Raw genomic sequence first — 19814 nt, 5'->3', positions numbered from 1 at the left:
TGTTTTATGTTAAAAAATCGTGATTGCGCCGATGATGAGCGCAAAGGCCGTCATGACGATAACGGCAAGAACCGCCCATTTCATGGCAAATTTCTGGTGTTCATCAATCGTGACCCCGGCAAGCCCGACTAATAAATGCGTCGACGGCACGAGCGGGCTTAACATATGAATCGGCTGGCCGATGATCGAAGCGCGGGCGATTTCCACCTTATCTACACCGTACGCCACGGCGGTCTCGGATAAAATGGGCAGCACGCCGTAAAAATAGGCGTCATTGGGCATCAGAAACGTAAAGATACCGCTCGTTAAGGCAACAATCGCCGGAATAAATCCCCCCATCTGTTCCGGAATAAGCGATACGAGGGAAATGGCCATCTCATCAACCATCTTCGTCCCCGTTAAAATTCCGGTAAACACGCCTGCGGCAAAAATCATCGAACCGATCGCAAGCACATTGCTCGAATGGGCTGAAATACGCTCCCTTTGATCGTTAAGCTTCGGATAGTTGACAATCAGCGCGATACAAAACGCAATGATGAACAGCACGGTTAAATTCACTTTTCCTGACACTAAAAATCCCACTAAAGAAAGCGTTAACAGTAAATTGAACCACCACAGTTTCGGCCGCCTCCATTCATCTTCCGCAGCCGCAGCCGTTTCATTTGTATGGGACGGCTGCTTTAATTCGATCACCCCGAGCCGTTTCCTTTCCATCCTTCCGAGTACATAAGCGACCACAATCATACACACCATTCCGCTGGCAATGACAGGCAGCATCGGCCCCGTCAGCTCTGCCGGGTCAACGCCGAGCGCACTCGCCGCACGCGGCGTCGCGCCGCCCCATGGTATCGTGTTCATGATACCCATGCCGACACCGGCGATTCCCGCTAAAATAATCGGACGGATTCCGAGCATGATATACAAAGGCAGCATTGCGCTTGTCGTAATCATATACGTCGTCGAGCCGTCTCCGTCCAGTGCGACAAGCATGGTTAAAACGGCTGTTCCGACTACAATTTTGAGCGGGTCGCCTTTAACCAGCTTTAAAATGCGCGACACCATCGGATCAAATAAACCGGTATCAATCATAATGCCGAAATAAAGAATCGCAAACATAATCATGACTGCAATCGGCGCCACCTGTTCAATCCCGGAAATCATCATCTCGCCGACCCGGTTAAAAGAAAACCCGGCAAACAGCGCAAACACGATCGGCGTTAATACGAGCGCCGTTAACACTGAAAGCCGTTTTGTCATAATCAGTACCATAAAAACAAGCATCATAAGAAAGCCTAAGATTGCTAACACAGTATGTCCCCCTTATCATGAATACGCTTACATTTTAAAGGCCCGATCCCCTTTATCCGCCTTTTTGCTATCTTATGAGAATTGGATATTGAAGTAAATATTTTGGATTTTAAAGATTTTTAATTTTTTATAACCTTTTCGTTCATTTTGTTCATTTATAAATAAAAAGCCTCCCGCAAATATGCGGAAGGCTTATTTTTCGCTGCTCATCATCTCTTTATAAAACTCGGTCTGCTCTTCTAAAAAGCGTTTTGCGCCGCTGCTGTTTTTATAAAAGCTCTCCCAATCCCGTTTTTTCAACATTTGCTTCCACTCCGCGGATGAGGTAATCTGTTTCAAAGCCTGATCCCAATAGGCGATCTCGCCTTCGGTCATGTCTTTCGGCCCCATGATGCCTCTCCAGTGCGCAAAGACAAACGGCACCCCCTGCTCTTTCCATGTCGGCACATCGCTGAAGCCGGAGAGCCTTTTGTCCGACGTAACGGCCGCCAATGTGATTTTCCCTTTTCGATAGGCGTCTCTCGCTTCTGAAATGGTCATTGAAGCGGCGTCTATCTCGTGGCTGATAAGAGCTTCAATGACTTCATTGCTGCTCCCGTATTGAAAAAAGCGGATATCAAACGGAGAAATTCCGGCCATTTCCGCCGCTCTCGCAAAGGAGAGCTGGTCATCATTTCCGAGGCCGGGCGCAAATCCGATTTTTATGCCGCCCGGATGTGCTTTAATATCGCCGAGCAGCTGCTTTCCGCTTTTTATCTTTGAATCCTTCGGAAGAGCGACGGTCTGCCACTCTTTTGCGATAATGGCCAAAGGCGTAAAATCAGCTGCCTTCAGCCGGCTTTGTCCCAAAATTTCATTGCTTAACAGCAGGCTTGAATTCATACTGATGACATCCGTTTTTCGTTCGTTTACATATTTCCAGCCGCTGTCTCCGCCTCCGCCGGGTTTATAGACGATCTTTACGGGCCGGCCTAATATTTGCTTCCGCTCTATTACCGATTGCAAAGCTTTTGCCGTTACGTCCCAGCCCCCTTGAGGCGCTGCCGGGACGACAATTTCAACCGGCCCTTCGGCTGAACGGATGCCCGCCATCTGCCGTCCGTCAAAAGAAACCAGCGCCGCCAGCATGACAAGAAGCACTCCCAACCGCTTCATTTCTCCCATCCCTTATTCATGTGCTAAATAATATTTCCGTTCCGGCCTGCCGATAATGCCGTACTCTAATTCAGCGAGCGCTTCTTCCTGAGAAACGAGAAACTCGGCGTAGCGCCGCGCCGTTGTTCTGGAGGCGCCCATTTTTTCGCCCAGTTCTTCGGCCGTCATCCCTTTTTGGGCTTCCCTGAGCGCGTTTTTGATTTTTTGAAGTGTAATCGAATTAATCCCGGTCGGCAGATCATTGAGCTGTTTTTGTTCTTTCTGACCGCTTCCGAAAAACATGTCGATAACGGACTGGCTCAGCTCCGGCTGTGAGTGCAGCCATTCTCTTTTTTCCCGGTACTGCAAAAGCACTTCTGTAAATTTATGTGCCGACACCGGCTTTATAACATAGTGGGAAACGCCTGACCTGAGCGCTTCCTGCAGCAGTCTTGTTTCGGCAGAAGCCGTAATAATGATGATATCAACGGAAGGAAAACGGCCTCGGATAAGGGGAAGCAGATCTGTTCCCAGCTCATCCGGCATATAAATATCCAAAAGCAGCAGATCAGGCTGCCGTTTCTCAAGCAGCGATATGGTGTCTTTGGCATTGATTGCTTTACCGATGACATTGAATCCATCCAGATGTTCGATAAATTTTTCGTGAATTTGCGCTATTCGAAAGTCGTCCTCTGCAATCGCGATGTTAATCACACCGATTCCCCCTTTGGCGTTTCTTTCGGTATAAACACCGTAAATACGGCACCGCCGCTCTTTTGCTGCGAAATCTCTATCGATCCCTGCAATTCACTGACGGCTTCTTTCAGATTGGCTAAGCCGTATCCTCTCCTCGTCCCCTTTGAAGAGTAGCCCTTTTCAAATATGGTTTCTGTTTTTTCCTGAGGCACGCCGTCTCCTGAATCCGCCACTTCGATGACGATATCCCTGCCGATATCGGTCATAAAAAAGGCGACCTCTTTTTTCTCTTTTTCGGCGACGGCTTCGAAAGCGTTATCAATAAGATTTCCGATGATCGTAATGAGCTGAGATGAACCCACATGCTCCGGCAGCGATTCTAAAAAGCTGTTTTCATCTATTGAAAGCTTCACTTTCTTCTCAGACGCCTTTCCCATTTTTCCTAATAGTATGGCCTGAACCCGCTGTGAATGAATGTTTTGAAAGAGGATTTCGTGCTGTTCATTCTGGATGGCGTACTCTTCTTTTATCAGTTCAATGGCTTCATTATATTCTCCCAGCTCTAACAGACCGAGTATCGCGTAAAGCTTATTCGAGAATTCATGCGTTTGCGCCCGGAGATCCTCCGAGTATTTTTTCATTTCAGTCAGCTTGTTAATCAGTTTCTTGAGCTCTGTTTTCTCCCGGAAGCTGATCACCGCTCCGTATACTTGTCCGGTCTGCTTCATTTCTTTCACGTTTAAGATAAATACTTTATTTCCGGCACGCACCTCCACGTTCGGCGGTAATTCTCCCCCTGCCAACACCGGCATGAGATTTGCGCCCGGCATGATTTCTTTTATATGCCTTCCGATCATCGGTTCCGGCAGATTCAGCATATCAGCCGCAGATAAATTCATCATGGTTACCGCGCCTTCTTTGTTTACGGCGATAATCCCTTCTTTAATCGCAAGGAGCATCGCATTGCGCTCCCTGTACAGCGCTGCAATTTCATGCGGTTCAAGGCCGAGTGTATCTTTACGGATGCTTTTTGCGAGCGCCGCCGCTCCCCCGATGCCGATAAGAAACACCAAACATGCAAAATAGCCTAAATGCCGCAGATGCGCTTTCATATCTTTTTCTATCTCATCTTGTAAAAACTCGACTGTCACCGTTCCGACGACTTCGTTATGATTTTTTTCCTCCAAAATAACCGGGGCGCTCCCCCGGACAGCCTTCATTCCGTCGGAAACCGGTGACCCGCCGAACATGATGGTTTTATTTTGCAGATTTTGATTTTCTTTCGGAATACTGCTTCGGGCCGAATGAAATGCAACATGCCCTTTTTGATCAGTGATGTAGACGGCGTGCGCGCCTGCCTGTTCTTTCATTTGTTCAATGACATCTAACTTTGTAAAAGCCTCTTGATCCGCAAGCCGGAACGCCTCTTTTACAGGAGGCATGTATGAAATGGTTTTTGCCGTTTGCACCGCCAGCTGTTCAGCCTGCTTCTGCCCTTCCTTTAATTGCTGAAAGGCAAATATAACCGTGAGCGTTCCGATGACAAGTATTAATAAAGCCGTAATTAATCCGGCGATTTTCATTTGCAGAGAGACATAAAACCGCTTCGCTTCCAACACAGCACCAGCCGTCCTTTCCTCCTAAAATCATACCATTTTTTAAATCTTCATTTCTCATTTTTGAGAATTTTCGTGATCTTTTTCTCTTGTGGCTTACCAAAAAGGTGATGATAGATATATATTTACTTTTACACAATTGATATAACACATAAAAAAGACTGACCGAAGTCAGTCTGGCAATCTATCAGGAAATCGTAACTCCCGCGCTTGCATATCCCGCCACTGTATTAATAAGCGAAAGGCCTGTCGCAGTGGCGGAGAATACCATTAACAGCCGGGTTTGAGGAGTTACCGCAATGTTCAGCCCTGTCGTGATTCCGTTGCTGATGCTGCCGATTGACAATATGCCGGTGAGGGGAGGAGCTAAAGTGACGGATGCTCCGGGGATCGGCGTGAACGTATTGTTCGGCACTGTGGAACTGTATAATTGTGCGGTTATCGTAACAGTCGAGCCGACAAGCGACAATGCTGCGGTTGTACTGAAATAAGCGGCAATTGATGTAATGGTTCCGCTTCTCGGAGCAGAAAAAGCAAAGTTCAGCAGAGTTCCTCCGGCTCCTGTAAGATCAATTGCGCCTCCCCCTCCGACATTGACGCCCGTCACAGAATTGCCGAACCCGACAAGGCTCACCGTTCCGATTAATCCGCCGGCAATGGTCGTCACGGCAGTTGGGAGACCTGAAGCAAAAGGAATGATTGCGCCTGCTCCTGTTGCGCCGGTTATTCCGGTTGTTCCCGTTACCCCAGTTGCACCTGTGGCTCCCGTTACTCCGGTTGCACCCGTTATTCCGGTAGATCCAGTATCTCCGGTTGCTCCGGTCGAGCCTGTTACTCCGGTCGCTCCTGTTACTCCGGTGGCTCCTGTTACTCCAGTTGATCCCGTTACTCCGGTTACTCCGGTTACTCCTGTTACTCCGGTCGCTCCGGTTACTCCGGTTACTCCGGTGGCTCCCGTTATTCCTGTCGCTCCTGTTGCTCCGGTTATTCCAGTGGCTCCGGTGATCCCGGTTGCTCCTGTTGCTCCGGTTACTCCGGTTGCTCCAGTTACTCCCGTGGCTCCCGTTACCCCGGTGGCTCCGGTTGCTCCTGTTGCCCCGGTGGCGCCGGTGAGCCCGGTTACTCCCGTTATCCCGGTTGCTCCGGTTACTCCTGTTGCCCCGGTGGCTCCCGTTATCCCAGCTGCGCCGGTTACTCCGGTTGAGCCTGTTACTCCCGTTGCTCCCGTTATTCCGGTCGATCCAGTAGCTCCGGTTACCCCGGTTGCTCCTGTTACTCCCGTTCCCCCGGTTGCTCCGGTTATTCCGGTGGCGCCGGTTACTCCGGTTGAGCCTGTTACTCCGGTTGTTCCCGTTACTCCAGTTGCGCCGGTTGCTCCCGTTATCCCAGTGGCTCCCGTATCCCCGGTTACCCCCGTTGCTCCGGTTGCTCCCGTTATCCCAGTGGCTCCCGTATCCCCGGTTACCCCCGTTACTCCTGTTGAGCCTGTTACTCCGGTGGCGCCTGTTACCCCGGTGGCGCCTGTTACCCCGGTGGCGCCCGTTATTCCGGTCGCTCCTGTTACTCCCGTTACCCCGGTGGCCCCGGTAATCCCGGTTGCTCCAGTTACTCCAGTATCCCCGGTTACACCGGTAGCACCTGTTACTCCGGTGAGCCCGGTTGCTCCTGTTAACCCTGTTGCTCCCGTTACACCAGTGGCTCCTGTTACTCCGGTTGAGCCGGTTACTCCGGTTGCTCCCGTTACCCCGGTCGCTCCAGTATCTCCGGTTACTCCGGTCGCTCCCATTATTCCAGTTGCGCCGGTTACTCCGGTCGCTCCCGTTATCCCAGTTGCGCCGGTTACTCCGGTCGCTCCCGTTATCCCAGTTGCGCCGGTTACTCCGGTTGCTCCTAATACCCCAGTTGCCCCCGTTACCCCGGTGGCGCCGGTGATCCCAGTTGCGCCGGTTACTCCGGTTGTTCCCGTTACCCCAGTTGCACCTGTTACTCCGGTCGCTCCGGTTACTCCAGTGGCGCCGGTTACTCCGGTTGCTCCAGTATCCCCGGTCGCTCCCGTTACCCCGGTGGCACCGGTTATTCCAGTCGCGCCGGTTGCTCCGGTCGAGCCTGTTACTCCCGTTGCTCCCGTTACTCCCGTGGCGCCGGGATCTCCAGTGACGCCGGTTACCCCAGTCGCTCCGGTATTCCCGGTCGAGCCCGTTGCTCCAGTGAATCCCGTTGCTCCAGTAAACCCCGTTGCTCCAGTCAGCCCTGTTGCTCCGGTCAGCCCCGTTGCTCCGGTCAGCCCCGTTGCTCCGGTCAGCCCCGTTGCTCCGGTGAATCCTCTTACATGAAAATGATTTGGATGACAGCATGGACACCATCTTTCATGACAGCAAGAAGTTTTGCAACAGAATTCTTCACAGCAATGGGCCCGATTTTGATAACTGCGCCTTTGATTTCTTCTTTTATGTTGAAAATGACAGCAACACTCATTACTATTCCGGCAGTCGTAATCCCAAGAGTCGTATCTGTTATACCAAGTATCTCCTTTTCTCATTACACCACCTCTATTTGCATAATATTTCCACAAGAAAAAAAGGTGTGGCAAAATCCCACTTCTATTGGGCAAATTTTTAAATGTTCTTTAAGGCTGCATCATGCAGCATTTACAGAAAAAAAGACCTAACTTTGCATAAGTCAGGTCTTTCATCTTTAAAATATCAGACTGCTGTTGTCATTAGGTTGTCGGGAAACGAATGCTGTTAAAATCGATATTGAGAGCTGTCGCTGTTGTTATATTATTCGCAGTTGTGAAAATAACTCTCAGCTGGTACGTATTTGTTCCTGCGGTCGGTGCTGTATCCACTGTTGTATCAGCAATCGAAAAACTATCCGTAGCTGCGAGAGTACTGGTTCGCGACAGAGTTCTTGTATGAATTTGCACTGCTCCCCTATATAATCTCACTTCATAAACAAAGTTTGAATTGGCTGCAGTTGTTAACGCGACACTGAGTGCATAATCAAGCTTTACATTCTGCAAAGCATTAACCGGGACTGCCAGCGTAGCAACGGGAACTTCTGTATTTAACGGCGGATAAACAGTGAGCGGCCCGTTGGTTCTTGTGAAGAGCAAGGTTGGTGTACTGCCTGTGGCGCCGGTTGGTCCTGTTGCTCCAGTTGGGCCCGTTACTCCTGTTACTCCTGTTGCCCCGGTTACACCAGTCGAGCCGGTTGAGCCTGTTGCTCCAGTCACTCCCGTTGAACCGGTTACTCCGGTTGAGCCTGTTGCGCCGGTTGCGCCTGTTAATCCCGTTACACCTGTTGGACCAGTCACTCCTGTTGCACCAGTTAACCCAGTTCCTCCCGTTGGGCCGGTTGATCCGGTTGCGCCTGTTAATCCCGTTACACCTGTTGGGCCAGTCACTCCTGTTGCACCAGTTAACCCAGTTCCTCCCGTTGGGCCGGTTGATCCGGTTATTCCTGTCGCGCCTGTTAATCCAGTTGAGCCGGTTAGGCCCGTTGCGCCTGTCGATCCGGTTTCTCCAGTTACCCCCGTTGACCCTGTTGGGCCGGTTACTCCTGTTACACCCGTTGATCCGGTTAAACCAGTTACACCTGTTGGGCCTGTTATGCCGGTTGATCCGGTTGACCCCGTTACCCCGGATGCACCCGTTGCTCCGGTTGATCCTGTTTCTCCGGTCGCACCAGTCACTCCGGTTGTGCCTGTTGGACCAGTTGGGCCAGTCACACCGGTTAAGCCTGTCGCGCCTGTTATTCCGGTCGATCCCGTTACGCCGGTTACTCCTGTTGACCCTGTTACTCCGGTTGCGCCAGTCGCTCCTGTTATCCCCGTTGCCCCAGTCACTCCAGTTGAGCCCGTTTCTCCGGTTATACCAGTTGGGCCTGTTACTCCGGTTGTGCCGGTTTCTCCCGTGGCACCGGTTACTCCGGTTGGACCGATTTCTCCAGTTACCCCTGTTGCACCGGTTGACCCAGTTCCTCCCGTTGCTCCAGTTACTCCAGTTGCACCGGTTGAGCCGGTTACACCAGTTGGGCCTGTTGAACCAGTCGAGCCGGTTGCTCCTGTTGGGCCGGTTGAGCCCGTGGTTCCGGTTATTCCTGTTGCTCCTGTTATTCCTGTCGACCCGGTTACTCCGGTTGGACCCGTTACTCCCGTTGCACCCGTTTCTCCTGTTGAGCCAGTTGCCCCAGTTGAGCCCGTGGTTCCGGTTTCTCCGGTTGATCCTGTTGCTCCTGATGGTCCAGTTGCTCCGGTTTCTCCTGCTGGGCCGGTTGCCCCAGTCACTCCAGTTGACCCCGTTTCTCCTGTCGATCCGGTTGGGCCTGTTACACCAGTTGGACCCGTTTCTCCCGTTGAGCCAGTTGCTCCTGTTGCACCTGTTACTCCGGTCACTCCAGTTAATCCCGTCGCACCAGTTGATCCGGTTTCTCCTGTCGATCCGGCTACTCCTGTTGGGCCGGTCGCTCCGGTTGCACCTGTTGGGCCAGTTTCTCCCGTTGATCCCATTACTCCTGTTGAGCCTGTTACTCCAGTCACTCCTGTTGAGCCCGTTACCCCAGTTGGGCCGGTTTCTCCGGTTGATCCAGTCGGTCCTGTTGCACCAGTCGAGCCGGTTGTTCCCGTTCCCCCGGTTACACCAGTTACCCCAGTCGCTCCTGTCGATCCCGTTTCTCCGGTTGTTCCTGTTACACCGGTCTCTCCTATTGCGCCGGTTGGGCCGGTTGCCCCAGTCACTCCTGTATCCCCGATTGGCCCGGTTAATCCGGTGGCTCCTGTTACTCCCGTTGCACCGGTTACTCCTATTGGCCCTGTTGCTCCGGTTGAGCCGGTTTCTCCCGTTGCACCAGTTGGACCGGTTGATCCTGTTACTCCAGTTGAGCCCGTGACTCCGGTTGGACCCGTGATTCCGGTGGGGCCAGTTTCTCCGGTTGAACCAGTTGCTCCTGTTGAGCCAGTTGCTCCTGTCGCTCCTGTTACTCCCGTTGAACCAGTTGCTCCGGTTTCTCCTGTTGGACCGTTTTCTCCCGTTGGGCCTGTTGCACCAGTCGAGCCAGTTGTTCCCGTTCCGCCAGTTACACCAGTTACCCCAGTCACTCCAGTTGAACCGGTTTCTCCTGTTGGGCCGATTGGACCAGTTGCTCCGGTTGAACCAGTTATACCAGTTGAGCCTGTTACTCCAGTCGCCCCTGTTGCACCGGTTGATCCGGTTTCTCCAGTTGTTCCTGTTGAACCTGTCGATCCCGTTGCTCCGGTTATTCCTGTTGCACCAGTTACACCGGTCGCTCCGGTTTCTCCTGTCAACCCCGTTACTCCGGTTGGACCTGCTGCGCCAGTTATGCCTGTCGCTCCTGTTACTCCTGTTACCCCAGTTGTCCCCGTTACACCAGTCGCCCCTGTTACTCCGGTGGGGCCCGTTTCTCCGCTTGACCCTGTTGATCCGGTTACACCAGTTATGCCTGTTACTCCTGTTGCACCCGTTGGGCCTGTCGCCCCGGTTATCCCTGTTACTCCTGTCGATCCCGTGACCCCCGTCGGGCCAGTCACACCAGTTGCGCCGGTGAACCCCGTTACTCCGATTGGACCTGCTACCCCAGTTGCTCCGGTTATGCCAGTGGCACCCGTTGCGCCGGTTGATCCAGTTGCACCGGTCGCTCCTGTTACTCCCGTTGGGCCTGTTACTCCAGTTGAGCCTGTTTCTCCGGTTATACCTGTTGAGCCAGTTGCGCCTGTCGAGCCGGTTGAACCGGTTTCTCCGGTTGCGCCTGTTGGGCCGGTTTCTCCTGTCGCTCCGGTTGAGCCGGTTACACCAGTTGCGCCTGTTTCTCCGGTTGCTCCAGTTACCCCCGTTGCACCAGTCGCTCCGGTTTCTCCTATCGCCCCGGTTGCTCCAGTTGGACCCGTTGCTCCGGTTATACCAGTTGGGCCGGTTACTCCAGTAGCTCCGGTATCCCCGGTTGAGCCAGTAATCCCTGTTGCACCGGTTACTCCAGTTGGACCCGTTGCTCCGGTTGAGCCTGTTCCACCAGTTATGCCTGTTACTCCTGTTGCACCCGTTGGGCCTGTTGCCCCGGTTACCCCTGTTACTCCTGTCAATCCCGTGACCCCCGTCGGGCCAGTCACACCAGTTGCTCCGGTTATGCCAGTGGCGCCCGTTGATCCTGTTGAGCCGGTTGGACCGGTCTCTCCCGTTGGGCCAGTTTCTCCCATTGCACCGGTTACTCCTGTTGCTCCAGTTACACCGGTTATTCCTGTTGACCCTGTTACACCAGTCGCTCCGGTTTCTCCTGTTGACCCTGTTACACCGGTTGTTCCCGTTACTCCGGTTGGGCCGGTTTCTCCCGTTAAGCCAGTCGGTCCGGTTGAACCAGTCACTCCCGTTGAACCTGTTGATCCTGTTGATCCTGTTGGACCCGTTACCCCAGTCACTCCTGTTGAGCCAGTTTCTCCGGTTGCGCCAGTAACTCCAGTTGGACCTGTTACTCCAGTTGAGCCGGTTATCCCCGTCGCCCCGGTTGCTCCTGTTGCTCCCGTGACCCCAATCGGGCCAGTCACACCAGTTTCTCCGGTTGAGCCTGTTGCTCCTGTTGAACCAGTTGGGCCTGTTGCACCAGTCGAGCCGGTTTCTCCTGTTGACCCTGCTACACCGGTTGAGCCAGTCGCTCCGGTTATCCCCGTTGACCCTGTCGCTCCTGTTGAACCGGTTGCACCTGTTACTCCTGTTGGGCCGGTTCCTCCCGTTGAGCCAGTCGGTCCGGTTGAACCAATTGCTCCTGTCGCTCCAGTTGCACCTGTTATCCCGGTTGAGCCCGTGACCCCAGTTGCTCCGGTTGCGCCAGTCGCTCCGGTTTCTCCTGTTACTCCAGTCGCCCCTGTTACTCCAGTTGAGCCCGTTGATCCTGTTGAGCCGGTTGGACCGGTCTCTCCCGTTGGGCCAGTTTCTCCCATTGCACCGGTTACTCCTGTTGCTCCAGTTACACCGGTTATTCCTGTTGACCCTGTTACACCAGTCGCTCCGGTTTCTCCTGTTGACCCTGTTACACCGGTTGTTCCCGTTACTCCGGTTGGGCCGGTTTCTCCCGTTAAGCCAGTCGGTCCGGTTGATCCTGTCGCTCCAGTTGCACCGGTTTCTCCTGTTGAGCCAGTAACCCCTGTTGGTCCAGTCACACCGGTTGGGCCCGTCGCGCCTGTTATTCCAGTTAGCCCGGTTACACCAGTTGAGCCTGTTGCACCGGTTGAGCCTGTTGCTCCTGTTATCCCCGTTTCTCCAGTTGCTCCGGTTTCTCCTGTTACACCGGTTGGGCCGGTTGATCCGGTTACACCCGTTACCCCAGTCGCTCCTGTTGTTCCCGTTTCTCCGGTTATACCAGTTGGGCCTGTTGCGCCTGTCGATCCTGTTGCACCCGTTTCTCCGGTTGGGCCGGTTGGGCCTGTTGGGCCGATTTCTCCCGTTGGGCCAGTTTCTCCCATTGCCCCGGTTACTCCTGTTGCTCCAGTTACACCGGTTATTCCTGTTGACCCTGTTACACCAGTTATCCCCGTTACACCAGTTGGACCCGTTGCTCCGGTTGGGCCGGTTTCTCCCGTTAAGCCAGTCGGTCCGGTTGATCCTGTCGCTCCAGTTGCACCGGTTTCTCCTGTTGAGCCAGTAACCCCTGTTGGTCCAGTCACACCGGTTGGGCCCGTCGCGCCTGTTATTCCAGTTAGCCCGGTTACACCAGTTGAGCCTGTTGCACCGGTTGAGCCTGTTGCTCCTGTTATCCCCGTTTCTCCAGTTGCTCCGGTTTCTCCTGTTACACCGGTTGGGCCGGTTGATCCGGTTACACCCGTTACCCCAGTCGCTCCTGTTGTTCCCGTTTCTCCGGTTATACCAGTTGGGCCTGTTGCGCCTGTCGATCCTGTTGCACCCGTTTCTCCGGTTGGGCCGGTTGGGCCTGTTGGGCCGATTTCTCCCGTTGGGCCAGTTTCTCCCATTGCCCCGGTTACTCCTGTTGCTCCAGTTACACCGGTTATTCCTGTTGACCCTGTTACACCAGTTATCCCCGTTACACCAGTTGGACCCGTTGCTCCGGTTGGGCCGGTTTCTCCCGTTAAGCCAGTCGGTCCGGTTGATCCTGTCGCTCCAGTTGCACCGGTTTCTCCTGTTGAGCCAGTAACCCCTGTTGGTCCAGTCACACCGGTTGGGCCCGTCGCGCCTGTTATTCCAGTTAGCCCGGTTACACCAGTTGAGCCTGTTGCACCGGTTGAGCCTGTTGCTCCTGTTATCCCCGTTTCTCCAGTTGCTCCGGTTTCTCCTGTTACACCGGTTGGGCCGGTTGATCCGGTTACACCCGTTACCCCAGTCGCTCCTGTTGTTCCCGTTTCTCCGGTTATACCAGTTGGGCCTGTTGCGCCTGTCGATCCTGTTGCACCCGTTTCTCCGGTTGGGCCGGTTGGGCCTGTTGGGCCGATTTCTCCCGTTGGGCCAGTTTCTCCCATTGCCCCGGTTACTCCTGTTGCTCCAGTTACACCGGTTATTCCTGTTGACCCTGTTACACCAGTCGCTCCGGTTTCTCCTGTTACACCGGTTAAACCTGTTACCCCGGTTGCGCCAGTCGCTCCTGTTATCCCCGTTGCACCAGTCGCTCCAGTTGCACCGGTTTCACCTGTTGAGCCAGTAATCCCTGTTGCACCGGTTTCTCCGGTTGAACCTGTTGATCCGGTTGGACCGGTCTCTCCCGTTGAGCCGATTTCTCCAGTTGCTCCGGTTGGGCCGGTTGATCCTGTTACACCGTTTTCTCCGGTTGAACCAGTTGAACCAGTCGACCCTGTTGGCCCGGTTGGACCTGTTATTCCGGTTGCCCCAGTTACACCAGTCGCTCCTGTTACACCAGTCGCTCCTGTTACTCCAGTTGGGCCGGTTGAGCCCGTGGTTCCGGTTTCTCCGGTTGCTCCCGTTGAGCCGGTTTCTCCCGTCGCCCCAGTTACTCCAGTTTGACCGGTTGAGCCAGTTACACCAGTTGGGCCTGTTACTCCCGTTGCACCGGTTGGGCCTGTTGATCCTGTTGGTCCTGTCGATCCGGTTGGGCCTGTTGCACCAGTTGGGCCTGTTACTCCCGTTGCACCGGTTGGGCCTGTTGATCCTGTTGGTCCTGTCGATCCGGTTGGGCCTGTTGCACCAGTTGAGCCGGTCGTTCCTGTTGAGCCTGTTATTCCGGTTCGGCCGGTTACACCAGTTGAGCCAGTCACTCCCGTTGGACCTGTTTCTCCGGTTGCACCTGTTACACCAGTCACTCCAGTTGCACCGGTTTCTCCTGTTACACCCGTTGGACCTGTTCCCCCGGTTGCGCCTGTTTCTCCAGTTAATCCCGTCGCTCCTGTTGAACCAGTTGGGCCTGTTGCACCAGTCAAGCCAGTTGTTCCTGTTACTCCAGTCACTCCGGTTGAGCCAGTAGTTCCGGTTGCTCCCGTTGCACCAGTTACTCCGGTCGCTCCTCTTGCTCCAGTCACTCCGGTTGAGCCAGTAGTTCCGGTTACTCCTCTTGCTCCTGTTACACCAGTCGAGCCGATAGCTCCAGTTACTCCCGTCGCCCCTGTTACTCCTGTCGGACCAGTCACTCCGGTTTGGCCGGTTACACCCGTTGATCCTGTCGACCCCGTCGCTCCTCTTGCTCCGGTCACTCCTGTAGGGCCCGTCACTCCTGTGGGACCTGTAATTCCCGTTACGCCAGGTTCACCCCCGGTTTGCGCCAATGAAACGTCGTCTATTAAAACCGTGCCGGAAGAAACTTTACTTAATACAATGACGGCAGAGGCCGCGCCAGAAGGCACACTGCTTGTTTTATAGATTTCAGACCATGTGTGAAAGAGCACGTTCGGCAAATTTCCGGGTGTAATATTTTCTTGAATGGAACTGATTTGTTCACCTGCTGCGCTGACATAGATGATCTGGAGAGTTACTTGGGGACTTGGCTCATTTCCGAGCGTTGCGAGTGATACGAATAGAGTCACTGACTTGGCTGAAATTGGAACGATTTGACTGAGGTAAGCATATGGCTGAGCTCCAATAAATTGCGCAGAATATCTCCCTGAATGTGCAAACAAACTGTTAATCTGGGTATTTGCCGAACTCCACCCCGCTAATGTACCGGTTTCAAAGCTTCCGTTTATAATCGGATTATTCATTCAATCTTTTTCCCTCTCCTTCCCGTTGTTGACCGTCTTACTTATTAAGACAGCATATTAATACGGGCTGTGTTTTGACAACCTAAATAAAAAAGGTGATTTCTTTTCATCACCTTAATCCGATCCTTGAATGGGGAATCCCGTCGCAATGAGGGAGCGGTTTGCCGCTGCGACTTGTGTTACGTAATTCGAAGAAAGGACGGATAAATAGAGCTGGTACGCGGCTGTTTCATCCGCCTTCATTTCGTCGATGTACGTAAAAGGAATTCCTATGATTTGTCCGCCTGAAGAAAAGAGGTTCCGCTCTTGTCTCTGTGTTTGTATCGATACGCCATTTCTTTGCAGATCGACAGCTAAGACCAATGAGAAATGAGACGCGAGCGGATCTAATTCCACATTTACTTGTATGACGGCATCCGTTTTCACCAATTGATCTGTCGGCGCGGCTATCACTGCGCTTAACACGTTTATCGGTGTTCCTTCTAACGGAATCATCATTTGGTCTGCTGTATTTTGAAAAGCTACCGCAGGAACCGCTCCCGGCGGACCCTCAGGCCCCGGGGGACCGGGCGGACCCGCCTCCCCTTGCGGACCGCGGGAGCCGGCGGGTCCTCTTTTGCCTTCGGGACCTCGCAGCCCGGGTACGCACAAGGCAGATCGATTTTCATCTGAAGACGGAAACCGTTTTTCTGTCCCTGTTTCCGGCCTTTCATGTTCACATGGTAATTGTTCATACCGGCGTTTCATATGTCTGCTCATATATTTGTAAGGTTTCTGTTTCAATATCATGTATTGATTACGGCCGCTGCTCATATTATCACCCCGTCCATATTCTATTCGCACTGGAGTCATCATGTGCAGGCCCTTCCCCTTCCTTACAGAAATAAAAAAAAGGCAGACCTGAGTCTGCCTTTTTTTCTTCTACCATAACCCTAATACTTTCCACCATAATCCGCCGATCACAAGCCATGTCACAATATGGACGATTGACAGGATAAAGCCGATGGACCACCATTTGCTTTGCGATATATAACCCGCTCCGAAAAAGACCGGAGCCGCTCCTGAGCCGTAATGCGTCGTCGAACCGAAAAGGTTGCTGAAAAACGCCAGGCTGAGCGCCGCCAACAGCGGCGGAGCGCCTGCCGCCACGATGACGGCGAGAAATGCCGCATACATGGCGCTGATATGCGCGGTTGCGCTCGCAAAGAAGTAATGCGTGTAATAATACACGACAATCAGAATCATAAATGCCACAATCCATGAAAAACCGGAAACAGAAGATTTCATCATATTGCTGAACCAAGACACCATGCCGAGCTCATTCAGGAAATTCGCCAGCATCACAAGCGCCGCGAACCAAGTCAGCGTATCCCATGCACCTTGTTCCTTTTTGATGTCCTCCCATGTTAATACCTGTGACAAAAGCAAAACGGATAATCCGATCAGGGCCGTCGTCGTTGCGTCAATATTTAAGCTTCCTCCGAAAATCCACAGCGCAAGCACCAATAAAAAGACGATGACCATGGAGAGTTCGGATTTTTTAAACGGACCCATTTCTTTCAATTTTTCCGTTGCGATTTTAGCCGCATCCGGTGTTTCTTTAATTTCCGGCGGATACAGCTTATAAATGACGAGCGGCGTAATGATTAAGCTCGCCAATCCCGGTACAATGGCCGCGATTGCCCAGCTTGTCCATGTGATGTCCACCCCTGCGACATCGTGGGCCAGCTTGGCGATCAGCGGGTTCGCCGCCATTGCCGTCAAAAACATCGCAGACGTAATCAAGTTTCCTTGAAAACCGGTTTTTAATAAGAAAGCGCCGATTTTCCGCTCTGTTCCGTCTGCCGGCGTTGATCCGAAAGTTTCGGATAATGATCTGATAATAGGAAAAATAATGCCGCCCGCCCGTGCCGTGTTGCTCGGAATGGCAGGTGATAAAATTAAATCACTGAAAAGCAGTGAATAAGAAAGGCCGAGTGTTTTCTTCCCGAACCGTTGTACGAATACGTAAGAAATCCTGGCGCCGAGCCCGGTTTTGATGAAACCCCGGGAAATAAAAAAGGCGATGACAATCAGCCAGATTGTCTTGTTTCCAAATCCGCTTAACGTATTTTCAATAGATAGCGTTCCCGTTAACGCGGTGACTGCCAATGCAAAAATTGCAATTGCGCCCATTGGCAAGGGCTTGGAGATAAAGCCGATAATTGTTGCGACAAAAATAGCGAACAAATGCCATGCTTTAGGTTCAAGTCCGGACGGCGCGGGAATAAACCAAATGATTAATCCCACAGCAACAGTAATAAGCAAAGGAATGATTTTTACTGCCTGCTGTTTTTTTGCGTCTTTTTCTGAAGCCATTACAGGTCTCCTCCTATTTTGTTGTCTTCCATCCCCTATCCCATTTTACTACTTAACTAAGTTAATAAACGTTTTTGTTAATTAAAAAACACAAAGGAATATTTTCCTTTGTGCTTCTTGTTTATTATTTTAATATGCCCGACCCGGCTTTAGATATAACATCTGATTTTACATTTGATGATGAGCCGATGGAACCGTGCAATGACGGTGTCCAGCCGACGGACTGACTTAATCCGTTGGCGGCCGACGCGTTAATGGCGGCGCCGTTTAAAAGAGTGCCGTCTTCATGAAGCGCTTTTCCGCCGCTGAAGACGCTGATGACTTTATCAGCAGCCAGTCCCGGCACTTCAAAAACATTATTCTGGGCATATATTTTCGACGCGTGGCCCGCGCCCCACGCATAGCTGAACGGGTATGCGGCGCTTTTAGAGCCTGCGTAAAAATTATTATAAATATGAACCTGCCCGTACCGGACCCGCGGTGCGCGCTGGACGATGTTCTGGTAATAGTTATGGTGAAGGGTCACCTTCAGTTTTCCTTCATCCGACGTCTTGCTGTCGCTGTTTCCGATGACGGAGCCTTTGTCATGGTCATGATATTTATTATAGGATAATGTAATATAATTCGCCCCGTTGGCTATATCCGTCTGGCCGTCATGGTGCTGATATTTTCTCCCGTAATAGTAGGGAAAACCGCTGTCGGGATTCGATCCGTCATTAAAGGTGCAATGATCGATCCAGATGTGCGTCGCGCCGTTAATGGTGATATTGTCATATTCCGAGTTCCAGTTGCCGCTGCTGCCGTCCGTCGGGTCCCATTGCGGAAAATAGTCGTAAGCGTCTTGAAATTCAATGTTGCGGATGATGACATTGTCGACGCCGTTCTTAATATTAAAATTCCCGCCTGTCACTTTGGCATTTGAACCCGAGCCGATGATCGTCGTATTTGAAGGAATGTCAACCACGACCCGTGCCTTCTGGTTTTTTTGCGATCGCTGTCTGGCGTCTTCCTGGGTGCCTGACGGCGCTTTTTTTCCCCATTTGTCCGGGTCGTACGCCTTCAGATAGGCGTTCGGATCATATGCCGGATCTTTATAATCATCAAAGCCGAGCGTTTTATTGCGGTCGTCCGTATTCATATTGATTGTGCCTTGTATGTAAATAATCTTCGGTGTGCTGTTGGCGCTTCCCCCTAATGCAGAAACGAGCTGCTGTCTGTTTGATACGGTGTATACATTCGATGAAGAGGCTTTCGCGCCGCCGGTTGTCCCGCCGGAAGCGGCTCCCCAGCCGTCATTTGTTCCTAACGTCTGCCGTCCCAGATCAGCGGCATAGACGTCCGCAGGGATCATACATAAACAAACCGCCAGCATAAATAACATTTTTTTCATGAATTGTGCTCCTCCTGATTCTTTGTTCCAATTTATTACAATCGAATTGTATCAAATCAGTTGAGAAACAGCACCGAAAATGTACAGAATGTGCCTTTCGGTTTTATTGCGGAAACCGCAAAAAAATCCCAAGGGACCGAAAACCCCTTGGGATCTGTTCAGCTTACGCCCATGATTTTACTTTTTCGTTATCCGTGACAAACAGAAGAACTTTTCCTTCATCTAAGCGCTTTTCAAATTGCGATGCTTCCTCTTCCGAAAAGCCGATTTCGTGAATTTTGTTGCGGAGCTCGTCGCCTTTTTTATTAAACATATTGCCGACCGCGTGTTTAATGCCCGTTTCTTTCGCTCCGATGGTATTGACATCAGTATTATCGGCCAGGCGGTCCGTTCTGTCGTCATCATGAGAAAGCACATATACGTCTTCTTTTGCGACACCCAATTGCTGAAGCTCTTTTACGTCCTGCATCAGTTTTTGATCATTTGTATATTCTCTTACTACCGGTTTCATTGATAAGTCCTCCCTTTTGTTTTGTATATTGGATGTTTACCCGATCAATCAAGGATCAAACAAAAGAAAGAGAGTTCAGTGGGAAAACGGGCAGATTGTCGGTGGATATTTTCTTGCGGGACATGTTACAGTAGAAAAAGCAACTTTTATCAGAAAAATAAAAATCTTCTTGAGCCGATTAAGCAGGGAGGTGGTTCCTATTCATTACTTTTCACCGGAACAGCGATTTAACGCTTGGGTTGTCAGTGATTTAGTGAAGCAGGTATTCCGCCGGCATACCCGCTGCCCGGATGGAATAAAAGAGCTTACGGCCTTTGCTGAAGATACTTTTCATATTAATATCGATTTCGTTTTCTCTATCATTATCAATATCGGTGATATCGAATCCGTTCTGCCGAAAGAAATTGAAAATAGGCTGGGTTCTTATCTGACCGCGCTTCAGCCCGTCGTTACCGCTGACATGCTTCATTCTTCAAAAACGAATGCCTATGAATATTTGGAACATGAGAAAAACACCGATGTGTACCGGTTATTCTATTAAATATGCATATAAGGAAAGAAGGGCCCTGGGCCCTTCTTTTTTTATGGCCGCTGACGGTTTGATTTTGTAATCGGGAAATGGTTCGTGTTACATTT

11 protein-coding genes and 1 pseudogene are annotated in these 19814 nt (G+C 51.8%); 2 read left to right on the top strand and 10 right to left on the bottom strand.

Annotated elements, in window-relative coordinates; translation table 11 throughout:
- Positions 1 to 9: 9 nt before the first annotated feature.
- From JNUCC21_RS03865 to JNUCC21_RS03845, 5 genes are all read right to left on the bottom strand, one after another.
- Positions 10 to 1308 (bottom strand): citrate:proton symporter, encoded by a 1299-nt coding sequence (locus JNUCC21_RS03865; protein ID WP_007408485.1) that lies wholly within the window; start codon positions 1306 to 1308, stop codon positions 10 to 12.
- A 192-nt stretch (positions 1309 to 1500) separates the two neighbouring features.
- On the bottom strand, positions 1501 to 2463 hold the full coding sequence (locus tag JNUCC21_RS03860) for a tripartite tricarboxylate transporter substrate-binding protein (RefSeq protein WP_327943646.1): 963 nt from the start codon (positions 2461 to 2463) through the stop codon (positions 1501 to 1503).
- 12 nt (positions 2464 to 2475) lie between these two features.
- The gene (locus JNUCC21_RS03855) at positions 2476 to 3156 is read right to left on the bottom strand and encodes a response regulator (RefSeq protein ID WP_012117060.1); all 681 of its coding nucleotides are present in this window, start codon (positions 3154 to 3156) and stop codon (positions 2476 to 2478) included.
- Positions 3153 to 4757, bottom strand: a complete 1605-nt coding sequence (locus JNUCC21_RS03850) for a sensor histidine kinase (RefSeq protein WP_108725102.1) — start codon at positions 4755 to 4757, stop codon at positions 3153 to 3155. The genes JNUCC21_RS03855 and JNUCC21_RS03850 overlap by 4 nt, the downstream gene beginning before the upstream one ends.
- 184 nt (positions 4758 to 4941) lie before the next feature.
- Positions 4942 to 7293, bottom strand: coding sequence for an exosporium glycoprotein BclB-related protein (locus tag JNUCC21_RS03845; protein WP_369878573.1), 2352 nt, complete (start codon positions 7291 to 7293; stop codon positions 4942 to 4944).
- Between the two features lie 1072 nt (positions 7294 to 8365).
- Here JNUCC21_RS03845 and JNUCC21_RS03840 point away from each other — a divergent pair.
- Positions 8366 to 13732, top strand: coding sequence for a DUF4573 domain-containing protein (locus tag JNUCC21_RS03840; protein WP_369878809.1), 5367 nt, complete (start codon positions 8366 to 8368; stop codon positions 13730 to 13732).
- An 806-nt stretch (positions 13733 to 14538) separates the two neighbouring features.
- Here JNUCC21_RS03840 and JNUCC21_RS03835 read toward each other — a convergent pair.
- The 5 genes and pseudogenes from JNUCC21_RS03835 to JNUCC21_RS03815 all read right to left on the bottom strand — a co-directional run.
- Positions 14539 to 14919: pseudogene (locus tag JNUCC21_RS03835) on the bottom strand (NTTRR-F1 domain); the annotation flags it as partial.
- 114 nt (positions 14920 to 15033) lie between these two features.
- Complete coding sequence (locus JNUCC21_RS03830) at positions 15034 to 15732, bottom strand: hypothetical protein (RefSeq protein ID WP_025284405.1); 699 nt, start codon at positions 15730 to 15732, stop codon at positions 15034 to 15036.
- 108 nt (positions 15733 to 15840) lie between these two features.
- Entirely contained in the window at positions 15841 to 17277 is a 1437-nt protein-coding gene (locus tag JNUCC21_RS03825; RefSeq protein WP_007408966.1) for an anion permease, read from the bottom strand.
- Between the two features lie 124 nt (positions 17278 to 17401).
- A complete protein-coding gene (locus tag JNUCC21_RS03820; RefSeq protein WP_032867519.1) occupies positions 17402 to 18667 on the bottom strand; it encodes a polysaccharide lyase family 1 protein in 1266 nt (421 codons plus the stop codon).
- Between the two features lie 163 nt (positions 18668 to 18830).
- Positions 18831 to 19178, bottom strand: a complete 348-nt coding sequence (locus tag JNUCC21_RS03815) for a general stress protein (RefSeq protein WP_003155650.1) — start codon at positions 19176 to 19178, stop codon at positions 18831 to 18833.
- Positions 19179 to 19368: 190 nt separating this feature from the next.
- Here JNUCC21_RS03815 and JNUCC21_RS03810 point away from each other — a divergent pair, with 190 nt between their 5' ends.
- A complete protein-coding gene (locus tag JNUCC21_RS03810; RefSeq protein WP_007610002.1) occupies positions 19369 to 19719 on the top strand; it encodes a DUF3212 family protein in 351 nt (116 codons plus the stop codon).
- The last annotated feature ends 95 nt before the right edge of the window (positions 19720 to 19814 follow it).

The sequence above is a fragment of the Bacillus sp. JNUCC-21 genome, assembly GCF_041222765.1.
Taxonomy (GTDB): domain Bacteria; phylum Bacillota; class Bacilli; order Bacillales; family Bacillaceae; genus Bacillus; species Bacillus velezensis.
The sequence above is the reverse complement of the archived record's forward strand: the minus strand, read 5'-3'. Positions and strand labels throughout refer to the sequence as shown.

Coding starts and splice junctions, on each gene's coding strand:
- JNUCC21_RS03860 (WP_327943646.1), bottom strand. CDS start 2,463: ATGAAGCGGTTGGGAGTGCTTCTTGTCATGCTGGCGGCGCTGGTTTCT.
- JNUCC21_RS03845 (WP_369878573.1), bottom strand. CDS start 7,293: ATGAGAAAAGGAGATACTTGGTATAACAGATACGACTCTTGGGATTAC.
- JNUCC21_RS03840 (WP_369878809.1), top strand. CDS start 8,366: ATGCCGGTTGATCCGGTTGACCCCGTTACCCCGGATGCACCCGTTGCT.
- JNUCC21_RS03830 (WP_025284405.1), bottom strand. CDS start 15,732: ATGAGCAGCGGCCGTAATCAATACATGATATTGAAACAGAAACCTTAC.
- JNUCC21_RS03825 (WP_007408966.1), bottom strand. CDS start 17,277: ATGGCTTCAGAAAAAGACGCAAAAAAACAGCAGGCAGTAAAAATCATT.
- JNUCC21_RS03820 (WP_032867519.1), bottom strand. CDS start 18,667: ATGAAAAAAATGTTATTTATGCTGGCGGTTTGTTTATGTATGATCCCT.
- JNUCC21_RS03815 (WP_003155650.1), bottom strand. CDS start 19,178: ATGAAACCGGTAGTAAGAGAATATACAAATGATCAAAAACTGATGCAG.